22 protein-coding genes, 1 pseudogene and 1 riboswitch are annotated in these 17,181 nt (G+C 38.7%); of the genes and pseudogenes, 5 read left to right on the top strand and 18 right to left on the bottom strand.

Going from position 1 to position 17,181, the window contains the following annotated elements:
* Positions 1-221 precede the first annotated feature (221 nt).
* The 5 genes from J2Z37_RS26115 to J2Z37_RS09140 all read right to left on the bottom strand — a co-directional run bounded on the left by J2Z37_RS26115 (position 222) and on the right by J2Z37_RS09140 (position 5,130).
* The gene (locus tag J2Z37_RS26115; protein ID WP_209809956.1) at positions 222-431 is read right to left on the bottom strand and encodes a glutaredoxin family protein; all 210 of its coding nucleotides are present in this window, start codon (positions 429-431) and stop codon (positions 222-224) included.
* A gap of 288 nt (positions 432-719) precedes the next feature.
* Positions 720-2,354: a BCCT family transporter gene (locus J2Z37_RS09155; RefSeq protein ID WP_209809955.1), complete on the bottom strand. Its 1,635-nt coding sequence runs from the start codon at positions 2,352-2,354 to the stop codon at positions 720-722.
* A 118-nt stretch (positions 2,355-2,472) separates the two neighbouring features.
* Complete coding sequence (locus J2Z37_RS09150; protein ID WP_209809954.1) at positions 2,473-3,582, bottom strand: aromatic ring-hydroxylating oxygenase subunit alpha; 1,110 nt, start codon at positions 3,580-3,582, stop codon at positions 2,473-2,475.
* Between the two features lie 84 nt (positions 3,583-3,666).
* Positions 3,667-4,197 carry a type 1 glutamine amidotransferase domain-containing protein gene (locus J2Z37_RS09145; RefSeq protein ID WP_342453803.1) on the bottom strand — a complete coding sequence of 177 codons (531 nt, stop codon included), beginning with the start codon at positions 4,195-4,197 and terminating at the stop codon, positions 3,667-3,669.
* Positions 4,198-4,350: 153 nt separating this feature from the next.
* Positions 4,351-5,130: an IclR family transcriptional regulator gene (locus J2Z37_RS09140; protein WP_209809953.1), complete on the bottom strand. Its 780-nt coding sequence runs from the start codon at positions 5,128-5,130 to the stop codon at positions 4,351-4,353.
* A 330-nt stretch (positions 5,131-5,460) separates the two neighbouring features.
* On the opposite strand from J2Z37_RS09140, the gene J2Z37_RS09135 reads away from it, so the two are divergent.
* Both J2Z37_RS09135 and J2Z37_RS09130 read left to right on the top strand, forming a co-directional pair.
* A complete protein-coding gene (locus J2Z37_RS09135; RefSeq protein ID WP_209809952.1) occupies positions 5,461-6,165 on the top strand; it encodes a hypothetical protein in 705 nt (234 codons plus the stop codon).
* Entirely contained in the window at positions 6,162-6,449 is a 288-nt protein-coding gene (locus tag J2Z37_RS09130) for an ankyrin repeat domain-containing protein (protein ID WP_209809951.1), read from the top strand. The genes J2Z37_RS09135 and J2Z37_RS09130 overlap by 4 nt, the downstream gene beginning before the upstream one ends.
* Before the next feature lie 117 nt (positions 6,450-6,566).
* Here J2Z37_RS09130 and J2Z37_RS09125 read toward each other — a convergent pair whose 3' ends face one another.
* The 13 genes and pseudogenes from J2Z37_RS09125 to J2Z37_RS26110 form a co-directional block, all read right to left on the bottom strand.
* A complete protein-coding gene (locus J2Z37_RS09125; RefSeq protein ID WP_209809950.1) occupies positions 6,567-7,001 on the bottom strand; it encodes a hypothetical protein in 435 nt (144 codons plus the stop codon).
* Between the two features lie 33 nt (positions 7,002-7,034).
* Positions 7,035-7,196: an aspartyl-phosphate phosphatase Spo0E family protein gene (locus tag J2Z37_RS09120; protein ID WP_209809949.1), complete on the bottom strand. Its 162-nt coding sequence runs from the start codon at positions 7,194-7,196 to the stop codon at positions 7,035-7,037.
* Positions 7,168-7,680 (bottom strand): hypothetical protein, encoded by a 513-nt coding sequence (locus J2Z37_RS09115; protein ID WP_209809948.1) that lies wholly within the window; start codon positions 7,678-7,680, stop codon positions 7,168-7,170. Before J2Z37_RS09115 ends, J2Z37_RS09120 begins: the two co-directional genes overlap by 29 nt.
* A 137-nt stretch (positions 7,681-7,817) precedes the next feature.
* Positions 7,818-9,068 carry a hypothetical protein gene (locus J2Z37_RS09110; RefSeq protein ID WP_209809947.1) on the bottom strand — a complete coding sequence of 417 codons (1,251 nt, stop codon included), beginning with the start codon at positions 9,066-9,068 and terminating at the stop codon, positions 7,818-7,820.
* A gap of 4 nt (positions 9,069-9,072) precedes the next feature.
* Positions 9,073-9,297 (bottom strand): hypothetical protein, encoded by a 225-nt coding sequence (locus tag J2Z37_RS09105; RefSeq protein WP_209809946.1) that lies wholly within the window; start codon positions 9,295-9,297, stop codon positions 9,073-9,075.
* Positions 9,298-9,496: 199 nt separating this feature from the next.
* Positions 9,497-9,760, bottom strand: a complete 264-nt coding sequence (locus tag J2Z37_RS09100; RefSeq protein ID WP_209809945.1) for a hypothetical protein — start codon at positions 9,758-9,760, stop codon at positions 9,497-9,499.
* Between the two features lie 142 nt (positions 9,761-9,902).
* A complete protein-coding gene (locus tag J2Z37_RS09095; protein ID WP_209809944.1) occupies positions 9,903-10,151 on the bottom strand; it encodes a hypothetical protein in 249 nt (82 codons plus the stop codon).
* Positions 10,152-10,271: 120 nt separating this feature from the next.
* Positions 10,272-10,460: a hypothetical protein gene (locus J2Z37_RS09090; protein ID WP_209809943.1), complete on the bottom strand. Its 189-nt coding sequence runs from the start codon at positions 10,458-10,460 to the stop codon at positions 10,272-10,274.
* 131 nt (positions 10,461-10,591) lie between these two features.
* Positions 10,592-10,673: riboswitch (cyclic di-GMP riboswitch) on the bottom strand.
* A gap of 203 nt (positions 10,674-10,876) precedes the next feature.
* Positions 10,877-11,617: a PadR family transcriptional regulator gene (locus tag J2Z37_RS09085; protein ID WP_209809942.1), complete on the bottom strand. Its 741-nt coding sequence runs from the start codon at positions 11,615-11,617 to the stop codon at positions 10,877-10,879.
* A gap of 77 nt (positions 11,618-11,694) precedes the next feature.
* On the bottom strand, positions 11,695-11,958 hold the full coding sequence (locus J2Z37_RS09080; protein ID WP_209809941.1) for a hypothetical protein: 264 nt from the start codon (positions 11,956-11,958) through the stop codon (positions 11,695-11,697).
* 65 nt (positions 11,959-12,023) lie between these two features.
* Positions 12,024-12,188 carry a hypothetical protein gene (locus J2Z37_RS09075; protein WP_209809940.1) on the bottom strand — a complete coding sequence of 55 codons (165 nt, stop codon included), beginning with the start codon at positions 12,186-12,188 and terminating at the stop codon, positions 12,024-12,026.
* Positions 12,189-12,419: 231 nt separating this feature from the next.
* A complete protein-coding gene (locus tag J2Z37_RS25485; protein ID WP_245203685.1) occupies positions 12,420-12,749 on the bottom strand; it encodes a topoisomerase DNA-binding C4 zinc finger domain-containing protein in 330 nt (109 codons plus the stop codon).
* A gap of 72 nt (positions 12,750-12,821) precedes the next feature.
* A pseudogene (locus J2Z37_RS26110) lies at positions 12,822-12,920 on the bottom strand (NERD domain-containing protein); the annotation flags it as partial.
* Between the two features lie 561 nt (positions 12,921-13,481).
* Between J2Z37_RS26110 and J2Z37_RS09065 the strand changes: the two are divergent.
* The 3 genes from J2Z37_RS09065 to J2Z37_RS09055 are packed head-to-tail and all read left to right on the top strand — an operon-like array spanning position 13,482 to position 17,126.
* Positions 13,482-14,918, top strand: a complete 1,437-nt coding sequence (locus J2Z37_RS09065) for a spore germination protein (protein ID WP_245203684.1) — start codon at positions 13,482-13,484, stop codon at positions 14,916-14,918.
* The gene (locus tag J2Z37_RS09060; RefSeq protein WP_209809938.1) at positions 14,908-16,002 is read left to right on the top strand and encodes a GerAB/ArcD/ProY family transporter; all 1,095 of its coding nucleotides are present in this window, start codon (positions 14,908-14,910) and stop codon (positions 16,000-16,002) included. Before J2Z37_RS09065 ends, J2Z37_RS09060 begins: the two co-directional genes overlap by 11 nt.
* Positions 15,999-17,126 (top strand): Ger(x)C family spore germination protein, encoded by a 1,128-nt coding sequence (locus J2Z37_RS09055; RefSeq protein WP_209809937.1) that lies wholly within the window; start codon positions 15,999-16,001, stop codon positions 17,124-17,126. Before J2Z37_RS09060 ends, J2Z37_RS09055 begins: the two co-directional genes overlap by 4 nt.
* The last annotated feature ends 55 nt before the right edge of the window (positions 17,127-17,181 follow it).

The following is a 17,181-nucleotide window of genomic DNA, read 5'->3' as shown; positions in this document are numbered from 1 at the left end:
AAACTACCTCATTGGAGAAAACTACATCAGATCGTTTCAAGATTATTATTGATAGTAAAAATAGGGTAGTACAAAAAAATTATGTGATTGTCCATATATCGTTTGTATTACCCCTCTTTTGTAAGTAACAGCACTCTTTTATAACCATTATTTATTTCAAAATTCAAATTCAGTTGTTGGGTAAATTAACGTTTTTAACTGATTAAGATTGAATCCCGATACTACATGTTGTTCTTTATCCTTATGAACAATTGTAAAAGGAGTTCCACGCCCTCCGAGTAATTTAGCTCTTTTAGGTAACTTTCATTCTTACTAATGTCTTTTTCTTTGAAGGGAATTGAATGATTTTCCATCCAATCAATTTGTCTATGACAATGGACACAGTGAGGGTTCGTATAAACAGTTATCTCTAAATTAGGTTCTATTTGCACCTTCTCTCATTTAGAAAAATAGTTTTTCTCCTGGGGAATATTATTTTCATGTGTTCTGATAACATTAAAAAAGAAGTAGTTCCCCTGCGAAAGGTACTACTTCTTTTCTTTGAAGTAAATCCCGATTACTGTCATGATTGATATTATTTTATCTCACCTTTTACCAGTTGGGGGAAAGCCTTAAGACATAAAGGGACTATATAGATATATCCAAATCTCATATCGTTTTATGTTGTCAACTGTCTTCTCAAATTACCAAGGCTCTACGCGTTATCCGAGCTAAAAAAATTAAAAATCCTTTGTAACGACTTGTTCTAGTGTGGGCGAACTTTGCGGACTGCTCGCCGTAAGGATGGGTTCTGCTGTTGTTCTATCTACAGAAAATCCGGGTTGTATGCTTGGTAATCGTTCTTCCCGTAAGGCTTTGCTTAAACTGATGCACATAAAAACCAACACTATAACGAATGGGAAGCCAGAAGCGACGGCAGCCGGTTGTAGTGCACTGAGAGGGTCACTTCCGATAATGGAACCAACGCCCACCAGTACTGCGGCCACGATGCCTATGAGCAGTGCCCAGCTCGTTCTCTGTACCCATCCTGAACTTGGATTGCCACCAGTCATGAGTGTATCGATCACTAGAGACGCTGAGTCCGCAGAAGTGATGAAAAAGATTACCACTACTAAGATCCCAATCCCAGAAGCGAATGCGCTTACAAAAGAAGGTGCTGGTAATTGATGGAGTAGCATGAAGAGAGCTGTGCTGGTATCTCCATTGGCAAGTTCTCCACCGTTACCGTTTAAGATGTAGTAGATTGCTGATCCACCGAAGATGACAAACCACGCCCCTGAGAACCCAACTGGAGCCAACAGTACGCCTGCAATAAACTGACGTAACGTACGCCCATATGATATCCTAGCTATGAACATCCCTACGAATGATGCCCATGAGACCCACCAAGCCCAATAGAACAGTGTCCATCCTGCCTGCCAATCGGCTGCGGCTTTATCCATGGTGAATGTGTTGAAACTGGTTCCTATCAGGTTCTGAAAATAGTATCCGAAGCTACTTATTATCGAATTAAGGATAAAGAGCGTCGGTCCGAATATGATTACGAACAAAGCCAGAGCAACCGCAAGATACATATTGATCAAGGAAGTGTTACGGATTCCTTTGTATAGACCCAGCCGCACAGACACTGTGGTTATCAGAGTGATTGATACTATTAGGAGTATCTGTATGCCCACCGTGCTCGGAATTCCAAAAAGATAGTTGAGCCCAGAGTTGATTTGTTTCGAGCCAAAGCCCAAAGAGGTCGCTAGCCCGAACACAGTGCCGAATATCGCTATAATATCAATTGTGTTTCCTATCCAGCCGTAAATCCTGTCCCCAATCAGAGGATAAAAAGTTGAGGCGGGTCTTAACGGCAATCCTTTCCTAAATGAGAAGTATGCCAACGAGAGTGCAAACACGATGTAGGGAGCCCACCCATGGAGCAACCAGTGGTAGAAAGTATAGTTTATTGCTTCTTGTGCAGCCGCAGGAGTACCACCTTCACCCACTGGTGGGTTAATGAAATGTTGTACTGGCTCGGCCACTCCGAAGTATACGAGCCCAATTCCCATACCTGCTGTAAAGAGCATAGCGAACCACGCTGGTGTGCTGAACTCTGGTTTGGAATCGTCAGGTCCCATCTTGATTAGTCCGTATCGTGTCAATGAGAGCCCCACTACAAAGATTAAAAAAAGGTTAAAAGACAAGATTAAGAACCAGCCAAAATACTTATAAATAAAATTCAATGTTCCTTGTGCAATGATGGCAAAAGATTCAGCAAATACAATGCCGACTATTACAAAGAGCGTGATCACAACCGTGGATCCAATGAATACTGGCGGGTTAGTATTTTCTCTTATATATCGCCACATAAAAAGCTCTCCTTTTTAGCTGATTAAATTTTAATATTATAAATCTTCCAAAAATTTTTAATTTATCCATACCTTTTTTTTATTAATGAGTCTATTATCCAACCTAAGACAGCAATTTTTACTTTTCCAAAGTATTAACAATTAGGCGCTGGAAATGACGCAACAACTGCTCATTGTCTGGCATCAGAAGCCCGTGAGCCAGCATCCCAGAACGTAATCCGACTTGTACTTTCTCGAATACATCCCAGTCCTCACGCATAATTTGCTCAATATGACCAATCGCTTCTTCAACCTCACTGTCGCTGTAGGATTCAGGGAAGAAAAAGTCATTATACTGGATTGTAGTATGGGCATCCACGGGTACATAAGAGTATGTGTAAAAATAGTCATTCCCCCTAGCCGAGAGCATGAAGTTTGGCCACAAGTAATAGAGGTGAAAGTCATTCCAGGGTCCATCATAGTTCTTATCTTTTAAGGGCGATAAATGTGAGAATGATCGATCAAAAGCGAAAACACTATAATTGTCAGCATCGACATGATAGTTTTTGCTGAAGCCTGGATGGACGGTATTGCAATGATAACATTCAGTGTTGTTGTCGAGCGTAACCTTCCAGTTACATTTGATTTCATGCTGGCGAGATGCACGTAAATGGTGACGATACAGATCAAATCCGCGTTCCTTTATTAGCGTGGCAATTCCGCCAAGAGTGTTCGATAACGGAGCAGCATTCAAATCAGGGTTGACAAAGATCAATGGTCCCCAAGTATCCAGCCGCATCGGTCTTAAGCTAATATCACTTGTGTCAAACTTACTTTCACGATCTGACCGTGGTGCTACTCGAAGACTACCATCCAAGTTAAAGGTCCAGCCATGGTAGCGACACTGTAGAACACTGCGGCAACCTGATCCTGTAGCAACTAGGCTTCCCCGATGCGGGCAAACGTTTACATAAGCAGCCAGCTCTCCATCCTGCTGGCGGATTACAACGATTGGTAACTGGCCGACCATCGCCGTAAAATAGGATCCTGGTTTGTCGGACAGCTGCGAGGTATGCCCAACATACTGCCACTCACGTTTGAAGATTCTCTCCTGCTCAAGTTCAAAGATCCGCGCATCCGTATACCATTCCGTCGGAAACGTCCATGCACGCTCCATAGCCTCAGCTGGCTCAACACTCGTGAATTGTTCTGGTAGATTTTTAAGTTTTTTCGGAGACAAATTGCTCATTTACTTCCCCTCCTATTTTAATCCTTCTATAATTGTGATTTCCGAAACTATTTAGTTTCGGAAATCACTCATTTCTATCTCACTCTATCTTTCAATAAAAGCTTTGATAATAGCTTTCATCCAAGGTCCCATATCTGCTGGAACGCGTGATGTGATGAGATTAGAATCAACGACAACTGGTTCATCAAGGAAGTTGACACCAGCGTTCACCATGTCATCACGAATTGCCGATACACTGGTAGCTTTTCGTCCATTGACAATTCCAGCTGAAATTAGTACCCATCCTCCGTGGCAGACTGCTGCAATCGGCTTCTCCTGCTCATTGAACTCACGCACAAGATCGAGAACTCTCCCAGATCTACGCAACAGATCAGGAGCAAATCCGCCAGGGATTACGACACCGTCGAAGGATTCAGAACTAATGTTGTCGACGCTGGCGTCGACTGGAAATGGGTGCATATGATTCTTCCCTGTAAGGGGGCTTTTCCCTGGTGCAGCTACGACAACCTCGGCTTCCTCCTCGCGTAATCGGTAGATAGTGTAGATTACTTCAGACTCTTCAAAGTAGTTATCGGTCAAGACCAGAATTCGCTTGCCATTTAGGTTCATGTTCATATTACTATCTCTTCTCCTTTCATCGTCCAAGCTTTATCCTTATTTTTTGACTTTCAGGAAACTCTTATATTCCCTATAGTAACTTTAGCGTGTGTATTAACCCAAACGTCGTGAAATTGTGAAATGTAATCCGCACGACAAACGATGACTTTTTCAATCGGTATTTTCCTTCTCTAGATATTTGATGTAAGCGATGCCATTTTCGGCCGTTTTTCTCACCATATCAATCAATTCTTTTTTCCTTTTCATATATCGTTCTTTAGGCATTACAATTGAAAAGGATGCTATTGCTTTTTTATTGAAATTGAAAACAGGGGCTGCTATACAACATACTCCATGGCTTTTTTCTTCTTCATCAAGGCAATAGCCTTGATTTCGAATAACCTCAAAATTCAGCTTTAATTCTTCCAAATTCTTGGGCGTTTTTTCAGTAAATTGTTCAAACGAATAATCTTTGAAATGGTCATTAACTTCCTCATCTGTCCAATAAGCCATTATTACTTGGCAGGATGCGCGAGCATGTTCATTGCCAGAGTATCCTTCATGAAGAGCACTAACATGCAAATCATGTCTACTCTCTAAAATTGAATGAACTAAAAGTTTTCTATGGTTTAAACGGACAAATACAGTAGTTTCACCAGATTCCTCATTTAGTTTGTTCATGTGTTTAAGTATGATGTTTTCTAGTGCACTAGACTTTTGAAAAGTGTGATTTAAATAGGGTATTTTAGGGCCTAAAATATAAACTCCTTCACTATTTTTCAACACATATTCCTCATCAAGCAATGTGTTCAGAATGTGATAGCAGGTGCTTATATTCATATTTTTACTGTAGGCAATTTCTTTTACACCATATCCCTTTGGACTTGTAGCTAAAAAGTCAAGAATACTAAGTGCGCGCTGTAGAGATGAAATTCTAGTTAAGGTTGTCAAATAAATAGAATACCCCCCATATTCATTATGTGAAATGCATTTCATTGATTTTATAATAATCTGTTTTTAATTTTCATTCAATAAAAAATATTTCATATTGTGAATTAGGTAATATAGGGTAAACCTTGGCTATCCATTTGATTAGCTGTTGATACCTATTGTCGATAGCACTATGGTAAATGTACGACATCTTCGGTTGTAAGCAGGTTCTAATTCTTTTAATAGATTGCTTTTCCCTTTCTCTTATTGCTTTAAAGATTGTTAATGTATGATGTTTACATTTGTAAATATAAATAGAACAGTGATATTAGCTCATTACTGTTCTTTTTTTTGCCAGTAACACTTATTCCGGTTTTTTGTTCCATTGCTACACAAACCCCTGTTATGTTACTAGGAAATCGAATGGCCCGGGAGTTTATAAAAGATTTAAGCCGGAAGGAACGGGATTTATTACTTGAAATGATGCTTGATCGCATTGATCCGTGTCCTGTTATTCATTATCAGATTGACCATGCTCATTTACTCCATAGGGGGATGTTTAAGAGCTATCCCCAAAATTCTCCTCAAATCCGTGAATGGGGCCAACACTTTCATGAAATAGTGAGTTCATTGACTACAATTCACCTGAAGTATAACGATTCTGAACTTGAAGCTTACCATGAAGAAGAAGAGGAAGACGATGAATTCTTTGATGATGACGAAGAGGATTATGTTGAAGATGACTACGAACTCTTTGGCGATGAGGAAGAGGTAAACGAGATTGCTATGGAAGTGTATCATAAGCTTGTTGAGAAGCACGGGATAGACTTGTTTCCTACAGAAGCACAGCCCCATGGTAATGTTATCGACTTTTCTCAAAAGAAAAAAGAACAACCGAAGAATAAGGTTTTCGAGAAATTGCCGACGACCCTACAAGATAATCCTATACCTTTAAATTTGGTAACAGCTGCGGCAATTGGAGACTTAAGTGCATTGAAGGCTCTCCTCCCAATTGAGGACAAAAACATGCAAGATGAGGATGGAAGACCCCCTTGATCGCCGCTGTTGCAGCCGGTCAATTCGAAACTGCCTTATACCTTATTGAGCAAGAAGTGGATGTCAATGTGACAAGTAAGACTGGCGTAACTGCCCTCCTCTATGCCGTGGGTCACGATAATCAGGAATGCATTGAAAAGTTATTGGAAGCTGGGGCTGATCCCAATATTCACTCCGGCCAAAATGATTCTGCCCTCATGGTTGCGACTCGGAGGGTAACGTACAGGTCGTCCGTTTGCTTCTTGATTATGGAGCTGAACCTTCACCAAAGTATAAGCGAATGACCTCCTTGAAAATCGCACGGGAAAAGAAATACAATGAGATTGAAGAGATTCTTCTTAAAGCCGGTGCCACTCGGTGATCAAGGTTTTCATGGATTAAAATGCCTCTAACCCGCTTTTTTAAAGTGGAGCTAGAGGCTTTATTTTTACAATTAATTTACTATGTTTTAAATACTCTACACTTATAGGAATTCCCCTTTTAAAGTGAAACTGTTTTTTCGAAACAAATACTTCTTTTCTACCAATACTCGGTTCAATAACCACATAGTATAGGGTAACAAATAAGTAGTTGTTTTTGGGTGCTTTATAGCTATCGATAAAAACTCCATTCTTCGTTTTTATTCGTTTTTTTGTAATATCTAAAAGCAATAAAACGAGCTTTTGAGGAACCTTTATAAAAAGATAGCAATATAAAATGGTTAATATAATTAAAAAAAGGAAAGGTAAATTGAACTGAAAATCTGATGCGACTAAATTAAGGGTGATACATGCGATCCCTAAAATGATTATCAAGAAATACTCAGAAATTAATTTAAGCATTTCACTTTTTTTCAATCCACCTTTCTAAGATTTGGGGTCCATCCTATTTTAACTTCGTTCGGAAAACCGCTTTTGGAATGTATTGATCAGTTTATCTAACTCAACCGATTTTCTGATTAAGGCCGGATCTTGAAAATCTCTTTTTACGTGGTACAAATTCAATAGATCTGTTCTCAACTTTTCAATTCTTTGCTTTATATTCCGATCCATGATTCACCTCCACTGACATCTGACTTGGCACTAATGCGATGGCAGCTGAAATTGGGTTTAATCCAGGGATTGCTATTCCACTGTTATTGGTTCGATATAACCCTTTAATTTCTAAAGACAAAAGGGTCCCTTCAGCCCTTGGAAACTTAATTGTTGTTGTTAAGGCCTCATCAGGTTTGAGTATTTTACGAGGGAATAATGCCTGGTAACTGCCAATGTCTGTAGTCAAAATCGCAATTGTGCTATCCATTGTATTTAAGCCGATTGAATCCCCCATGGTATTTTCTAACTTTAAATAAAGGTGTAATCCATCTTCTTTTTTATCCGCAAAAATATCACTGATTTTAATTTCATCCGTTTCATATGGGGGAATCACATTTTTGTCAAAAACGGTTTCTTCTACCAATCCTGTTGTTGGTTTTTGACCCTGCGAACAGCCAACAAGCAAGAAGATTCCTAAACATAGCACCATAACCTTCAGCAACGTAAATCACTCCTTCTCCATTTGATTCCGTAATAGAACTCGAATAGATAATCCTCCAAATACGCTTAGCAATAATAAACACAATAATATGGTGGTGGAGATAATAATGGGGTTTTGAGGATCCATAAAACCACTCCTTAGCTATCTATTTGCTGCACAATCAGTTCAACCTCGATATTCATAGTGTTTAATTTTAAGGTAGGGTCTATTTCGAGTAACTTGTTTTTCAGACCTTGGAAATTATCAACGATATCACTTTTTTCAAGTGAGATAAATTTATAATGAGGTAGTGATGAATAGTATTGTATTTTCCTTAGTTTTTTCTCCAAGTATTCTTCAGTGTAAAAGCCAAAGTATTCCACGATAATGATTGTACCCGTATAAAGAATCCAGTCCGGCACATAAAAATGGTCTTCCCCAGCACAAACAGAGAATAGGTCTTTACCATTATTTATCGTAGGAATATAATGGCGTATCCCTTGATGGTTGAAGTAATTATCAATATGCATCTCTTCGAGAGAGTCCACAAAGTCCCCGTCAATCGCAGATATCTTACCAAACTCGAAGTCTTCCGGTTTATTCACGAAGGCAATAATTTCACGTTTTTCATTAATGGATGGTTTTCCATAAAACATAATGAATCGATTCTTTCGAAAATCCGTTTCATCCAGGGCTAATTTTTGGATCACATCCTTTTTAATAATGATTTTAGGGTTGACGAAGGAACCAGACATTTTTTCACCCTTTAACGTGACTTGGATGGTTCCTGTACCAAATATGCGAACATCAAGAATTCTCCCTACTAAAAACCGGTTCATTTCATGGAGTTTATTGTTAGCATGTAAATCTAAGATGTCGGAGAACTTCGGAAGTAGTTCCTCCCCTTTGATTTTTTTCCCTTTGACAATAAACGTACAATTCAATACTTGATCCCGTTCGTTTGCACGGATGAAATCATAAATGTCGTGGATAAATTTAAAATTAGTTTTTAGCTTAGTTGTTGAAATACTGGATTGCTTCAATCCTTGAATCACGGATGGCAGCACCTCTTGGCCATCCAACTTTGTCTTTACATCGCGTTCCCCTTTAGAATTTTTCTTTATTTTGGTTTCTCCCTCAAATTCTAAATTGAAAATAGGAGAACCATCGCTTCCTCTTCTAAGATCAACGGTATTGCGCGGAAATTGATAGCATAGGCGATTGAGATAATTTGAGAAGTATTGGCAGGTGTGAGTTTTTCTTTCGGCAACCATAAAATGAGGAGTCTTGCCTCTTCTCCACGTCATTTTTCCATCACAAAAGGGACAAATAGCATCGCCATGAACTTCTTTTGAATAATCCGTAGATTTAACTTTGAGCTTGTTTTCTCCATATCTTGCATAAAGCATCATCTCACCTCACCTTTTTATCAGTATTTTTTTGACGAAGAGTTGCCTCTGCAATGGTAGATCTTGCTTTCATGATGGCTTTGAAACGTTTTGGACCGATCCCGGGAACTTCACGTAGAGCTTGAATCCATCCTTTGTGGGCATCATCAGAACCTTTGATGTATCCGAGCTCCTCACCTTCCTGAAGGCCCTTTTGATACATCCTTTCCAACTTTTTTTCCAAACTCATGGTTTACTCTCCCCACTATTTGGTAATTTAGTAATTGGTAATTTAGTAATCTAGCAAAAAAAAGAGCACCACGAATGATGCCATAAGGCATATCGCGGTACTCCCGACAAATAGATGCAAACCTATAAAGTTTCATGCAAAGTAACACTTTATAAACCATTATAATTTGGAATAAGCACCAAGTAAAGACTGATTATTGTTATTGCTCCGCGCATTCCCACACTTCTTTTAAATCATGTTGAGAAAGCTTTTTAAATGGCCTCGGATCGAGACCCTGTTTTAGTATGATTTCATCTTGGATAAAAAATCGATTAAACTTCTTATAAATGACGGAACGATTTGTTTTCACCAGTCGAAATAACTGATTTTTAACAGGCGCCGTTTTGACCAAATGATGATATCCAGCTAAAAGGTAAGAGGCTGCAAAAAAGGAGAAAATACTGGCTATACAATATACTTTCATAAGCTTGCTAGGCAGCAGCTCGCTAGTAAATAGGTTCAAACCGGTATAAATCAAGGAAGCAAAGGATATCCCGAAAAAAGAATAAAGGAAAATCATCCATTTACTAGAGGGTCGTACAAACAGATCCGAAGGATATCTTTCATTATACTTTTTGGATGAATTCAAGGTCTTCTTCCGATAAATTGAGTTTTCTTTCTGCAGATCCAAACGCAACTCCGTCTACATGCTGGTGAATGATTGTATCTAATTGGACCAATTCTTTTCTAGCTATAGTCTTTTGCTCAGGGGTTCCATAATTGATCATCCCTAAGATCATTACGTACTTTTCCATAAGAACAGCAGCTTCCAATTGGTTCAGGCCTGTAAGAGCAGGAGAAAAATTGTTTTCCATCTAAAAACCCTCCTTAAAATATAGAATACATAATCAGTGATTTAAGGATACTCTGAGAGAAGGGCATTGGCAAATTATTCAATAGTGAAAATTAAAAAGACAAGGGTTATGGATATTCAATTATCGAGCAGTGTAACCGTTTTCTATACAGTCTTTTAAGATACTTGGTTCAATTTCACTTGCCGCGACCTCTTTTTCAAATTGATATGTGTAAGTTACGGTATTGTCATCCTTAAGTTGTTGAATTGCATTAAAAATATGCACAGTATTATCATCGTGAAGTACATATGTCTTATAATTGGTTTCCATGTTTATCCCTCCGATTAATGCATCTTCAAAATTTCCTTACTAGGTTCTATTCGCTAAAATATTCATGAGAATGAGTAATTATAGATAGGTGGACATAAAAAAACGACCACGATTTGTAAAAGGTATCCCCTTTTATTTGCGGCCGGTTGCACTACTCGCTCCAAATCACCCAAGTGCCCATATATAGATGATTATTCATAGCATCCTATTAATCTATTTATTATTTTACATGTATTTGAAGATAATTCAAGAGATTTTTTCCTGTTTTTGTAAAACTTTTACTCCCTTTAGAAACCTTTATAATGTAATCCTTAATTAAAGAAGGAACACCAGGACAAATGCCTATGAAGGCAATAGAGGTGTTCCTATCGAATCAAACTTAATATATTATTACATAGAAATGTTAAGTAAAATACTTAGGACAATAGATTAATGACGGATAGGACAAATGACCGAACAGTTCGAGTAGAATGGAGAACGGCAGCCTCGATTTCTGAAAAGATCTCCTGGCCCTTTGGCTCTAACCGGTATAGTCGGTTTGTTCTCCGCTCCCCTTCCCATTCGCCAGATACCCAAAGCTTTTTCTCCATATCCCAAAGAACCTCATAAAAATAAGTTTTGGCCGGTTGCCATCCATATTGGTATAAACTTTGGTCCAAGATTTTGGAAGGAATGATGACATCTTGTCGGATTAACTTTTTTAGCAATATGTACTCAACCAATCTTCGCACATAAATGATTTTACTAAAGAACTTTTGATGTTCAAGGGTCAGCTCAATCACCTTCGGCTTCGTTCCGGTCCGAGTAATATCATGGAGAAAAATATCTGCTAGATGTGCTATGGCAGAAAATTGTTCGAGAAAGCTGTCCCGATACCATTCCCTTTTTTTACGACCTTCTTCCGTAATGGCAAAAACTTTTTTCCGTTTGTCTGCAGAAGGGGCTTCCTGGATCAGCCCTTGCTTGATCATTTCTTCCAGGGTCGCATAAAAGTGCGATCGACTGACACGCTTCCCGTCTAACCCTTCTTGAATCTTCCTGAAGATATTGATCCCATATTCAACTTGTTGATCAAGTATTTGAAGAACAGACAACGTGAAAATTTCTTTATGGCTTAAACCAAGGTGAATGATCTTCGATTCTTTTTCTTCTATCAAAATGAATCCCTCCCATTCAGAATCAATCGAAAAACCCTGGATTTACACTGATCCTAGTTTGTACCCGGTGCCTCTTTTTAACGAACACCGGATAGATGACTAAACCCGCAGCTCCCACAAGATCCCTGCATGGTCATGGAATAGGTTGGATGATTCGGCGTCAATAAGCGTCTTGATATTGCTTCTCCCCCACAAATTGGACAGGAGAAGGAAACTTTCCCAAAAGCGATCCCTGCTTTATCAAATGCATTGAGCTCTGCTTCATAAAAATAGGCAAGCTGCCGCTTCTTATTATGTTCATTGGCCATAACATTGAATTTCTTCACTTCTTGTACGTTCATAAGAATCCCTCTCAATGGATCGATGGGTCAGTGGGTGTAGGGTCCATTTGTCCATTTATAGTATACTACGGACAGTTCGCCAACGGAATACCCTTCCCTTCCCCCATCGGAATCGTTTTCGTTTCTTTTCCTTCTACCCACCTCTGAGATCCGTTTGGTGAAATTAAGTACGGACTTACCTCATCCGGTGCACCGGAATCGTTTAATACGTACCAATATTGACGACGCACGATGGGGTGCTCGTCGCGCGCGTGTGCAGCGGAGGGGGGAGGCGCAGCCGGATAAAACTTTTCCGATGGACCAGATTAGATAAGTACGGTTAGTAAGCAGACGAACGACAAACGCACGGGCGAAAAAAATGAGGATGTCGGCCAGGTATAGGGAGAGAAGGAGAAGCGAGTCCGATGTGATAACAAAAGGGTATTCCGTTAGCGAACTGTACGGGGTTTTGATTATACGGACTATCTAGGTGTTTCTCCCTTGATCTTAAACCTGCACGTTGGAAAATTGCTGCACCCTTTAAAATTCCCATACTTTCCTTTTCGGTCTACTAATAGACTCGAACATTTCGGGCATATGCCGTTAAGAACGGATTGATTTCGTTCTGCAATGCCCTTCTTGATTTGGTGTATATGTAGTTTCCTTGCTTCCGGGTCAAGTATATTGTTATTTTGGATTTGCTCAAAACTCATTCTCATTTGTTGATTAGTCAATTGGATATCTCTGTGAGATTGAATAACCGAAACCAACTTTGTAAAATCTGTTACGAGTGATTGAACCTCAATTTTCAAACTGGAACGGGGGTGAAAGGCGACAATTGAAATGAAGGATGAACTCGGAAGATCCAAATGTTCCTGTAGAGCCTTTATATGCCCTTTATTTTGCAGGATCGGGTTCAGAAATTTCTCTTTTCTTTTGTAGAGCGTTTGGCTCCAATATGGACTTTTCTCTTCCCCAAAGATCCATCCTCTATCATTATCAAGACCTAATTCAAAATAAATTTAGAAAGTTAAAGGTGATCACATGTTAGACATATCTAATATGTGGTTACCTTGTTTTTTATTGTTTTATTCAACTATAGATCTCCGTTAGTGAAATAACTTGTATCAGTATGATAACGTTCAACCTTCTACAATATTTTTGATACGCAGGTTATTGATGGAACAAGCGTTCTCGGGACATTATAAGGGTTAACCAACATTTATTGATGCCCACCAGTTCCTACGCCTTACTAAATTATAAGAGTTTTTGGGAAATGACTGAGAATTCATCGCTTTTTCTCCATAAGTAACGGGAAAAATACTTCCACTAAACATCCTTCTAGTCTTTGCTTTATTTTCTCTAAATGCTATTGGGTACACTTAAGTATAACAAGTAAAATATTAAGGGAGAATATCCAATTATAGGTATCTTTAACAAAGTAGAGGTAAATAACCATGTGGGGTTTATTTAGCAAAAAAAATCAAAATAACAGACCATCGTATCAAGTACAATCCTTACCCGCGATTGAGGTTTCAAATAACATGAATCAAAATATATCGTTGATTCAAGAGTTGTTACATCATACGGAAGATCTTAAAGTGAAAGTATTTCAGTCTGGTCAAAAAGAGTGCAGCTTACTCTACTTAGACTCCATGGTAGATCATGAAACCATGGAATCGAAAGTGATCAATCCATTACTTCAGTCACCAGATGGAAACCCTTTAACTGTCATTAACGTAACTGAATTAGAAATCGTTCACTTATTGAATAAAGCAGTTCTTGGCCTTATTGAAGGAAACGCAATACTTCTACGGGAGCATGATTCCCTCATATATCTCATCATGTGTCCTTTCTCTTCCCCCAGGTCCATCAAAGAACCGATCAGTGAGCAAGTCATACGTGGTTCTCATGAAGGATTCATTGAGGATCTAAATACTAACATTTTCCTTGTTCGAAAACAAATTAAGAATCCAAACCTCACCGTTCAATATATGACAATTGGAGAATCAACCAAAACAAAAGTAGCCATTTTGCATATTGAAAATTTGGCTAACGAGGAGATAGTGAAAGAAGTAAAAAAAAGAATCTCATACATACATAGTGACTATATTCAGGCACCGGGTCATCTTGAAGAATTCATTGAGGATAATCCGTTCTCTCCGTTTCCTCAATTACTTAATACAGAAAGACCTGACCGCGTTGCATCTCAGTTGATGGATGGAAGAGTAGCAGTCCTTGTAGATGGAAGTCCGTCCGTATTAGTCATGCCGGTTAGTTTCTTCTCTTTTTATCAGACACCCGATGACTATAATACCCGTTGGTATATTGGTTCATTTTTTCGTTTTCTTCGATTCATAAGCTTCATCATTACGATCAGTTTACCAGCCGTGTACATTGCAGTGGTTTCATTTCATTACGAGATCATACCGATTGACCTCCTTTTTTCGCTCAAAAGTTCATTGGAGTATGTTCCTTTTCCACCCATCATTGAAGCCATGATGATGCAAGTAACACTGGAATTGTTAAGAGAAGCATCAATCAGATTGCCTAGTCCTATTGCACAGACAATCGGTGTGGTTGGGGGTTTAGTTATCGGCACGGCAGTGGTGGAGGCCAATCTAGTTTCGAATACCATGATTATTGTCGTTGCTGTTACGGCCATTTCTTCCTTTGTCGTGCCGGTTAGTGAGATGGGAACATCGGTGAGGCTGTTGGGTTTTCCCTTGATGATTGCCTCAGCCACATTTGGCTTTATCGGTATTTCTTTCGTCTTTATGGTAATCCTCATCCATCTCTGTAAGTTAGAAACTTTCGGATCACCTTATTTTGCTCCTTTTGCCCCATTGCGGATCAGAGATCTTCAGGATACGATAGTTCGTCTGCCTTTATGGTTAATGAATAAACGATCAAGGGAACCTAAGCCAAAGAAATTACAAAAAGAATATGATTCTAGAGGATGGAAAAAGGATGAAGAGTGAATTTCGATCCATTACACAAAGACAATTTGTATTTCTCATTTTGCAGAGTCAGATTGGAGTTGGAATTCTATCCTTACCTCACGACGTGCAAGCTTATGCAAAAGGGGATGGATGGATATCTACCTTGTTAGCGGGAATCGCTGTTCAACTTCTCTTCTGGGTAATGTGGTTATTAGGTCGGAAATATCCTGATCTAACCTTGTTTGAAATAACAAAAAAGGTGCTTGGAAATTGGGTAGGGTGGACTGTCAATCTCCTATATACTGCTTATTTCCTTCTAGTAGCTGGATTGTCGGCCGTTCTATTCAGTGAATTAATCAATAGCTGGATTTTAACGAATACTCCAAGGTGGGCCATCTTATGTCTCTTTATTGGCACTGCCTATCTACTTGCTCGTGAGAACATACGAATCATGGCTCGATTTTATGTGTTAACTTCTATTTTCATCATTCTTTTAGTGCTTCTGGTGTTGATGGCTTATACAAATGTGGAAATTCGTTATGTTTTTCCGATCGGGCAATCTGGAATCAAGAATATTTTCCTAGGATCTCAGCATGCGATCATAGCCATGATTGGATTTGAAATGATACTCGTCATCTATCCTTTTGTTCAGAATAATACAAAGGGAATGTTACAAAAAACCATCATAGTGAATACATTGGTCACCCTCCTTTATACTTTTTTTGTGTTTACCAGTCTCATTGTATTCAGCCCTGAAGAAATCCCTCTGGTTTCAGAACCAATATTATATATGCTGAAATCATTTAGAGTCACAATTGCAGGAAGACTTGATTTATTATTCATTTCCATTTGGTTAATTCCAATGACAACTTTCTTAGTTAGCTATCTATATTTAGCTAGCAAAGGTGCTGCTTCTTTAACAAACAAGAAACATCAGTCCGTTATCCCTTTTATCGTGATATTGACTTTCATCATTGCCATGATTCCTCAAGATGAGCTCAGTGTTCAGATGTTTAGTGAATGGGTATCAAAAGGAAGTTACTTGTTTATTGCTGTATTTCCCTGTTTATTACTACTTTTTGCGGTGATTTTTAAGGAAAAGGAAGAAATAGTAAAGAGATGAAAAAAAGATCTAGTTTCTCTTGCCTACTTTTATCTTTGATATTAACGGGTTGTTGGGATCAGCAGTTATTAAAAGATAGTCGACTAGTTTATGGTTCGTCTTTCGATGTGACCAAAGAGGGAGAGATTGAAACAACCTCAGCGATACGAGTCATTCAATTGGGCAGTAAGGGTGGGGGGCAACCTGTAGCCGTAAATGAGATTATATCAGGAACGGGTAATACCTTACGTGAGTCCAGACTCGAAATTGATCGGATCCTTTCTGGAGAATATTCACCCAACAAGACTAGGGTTTTTGTGTTAGGAGAGGAATTAGCAAAGAAAGACATTTATCCGATCTTTGATATTCTTTATCGTGACCCGAGAAGTTCATTAGGATCCAAAGTGGTTGTTGTAAAAGGAAAGGGATCTGAGATCATTAAAATGAACCAGATTGGGCAAACCCTTATATCAGAAGATATCGTAGAATTGGTTAAAGATGCTGAAAAGTATACTTTGGTTCCAAATGAAACGGTCCAATCCATATGTACCCTCATGTTCGATCCCGGGAAGGATTTTTATCTTCCTTATATTGAGAAAACGGGAGAAAAGAGTATTAAAGTCATGGGAGTTGCCCTATTTAATGAACAACAATATACTGGAAAAACTTTATCTGTAAAAGATTCACCGATGTTGTTACTCCTCCATGATCGAAAAGCGAAGTTAACTCGGCTCACTCTAATGGTTAACCCAGAAGAAGAGAATCGAATCAAGAAATACATAACCATTGATATTGCTGGTAATAAAAGAGATTTGAAAGTCAGCGTGGATAATAAGAATAAGATTCATGTAAACATTGATCTTCATTTAAAAGTAAATATTCTGGAGTATGCAAAGAATGAACTTAGCCAACCAAAGGAGATTGAGAAATTAACTAAGAAGCTCGCTGAGATCCTGACTAGCAAGTCAACCTATGTTATTGATCAATTACAAGATGCAAATTGCGATGCCTTAGGAATTGGAAGAGAGTTAATGGCCTATTACCCTGAGAGCATCAAGGGAGAAAATTGGGAAAAGATGTATCCAATGATTGATTTTCAAACGAATGTTTATGTAGACATCATTGGAACAGGAATTATTAAATGAGAGGTATTCTATAGATGATACTATGTTTAATAAAGGGAGATTTTTTATCTTATAT

It is taken from the genome of Ammoniphilus resinae (assembly GCF_017873965.1).
Lineage (GTDB): Bacteria > Bacillota > Bacilli > Aneurinibacillales > RAOX-1 > Ammoniphilus_A > Ammoniphilus_A resinae.
This window is presented reverse-complemented; position numbering and strand designations above follow the sequence as displayed.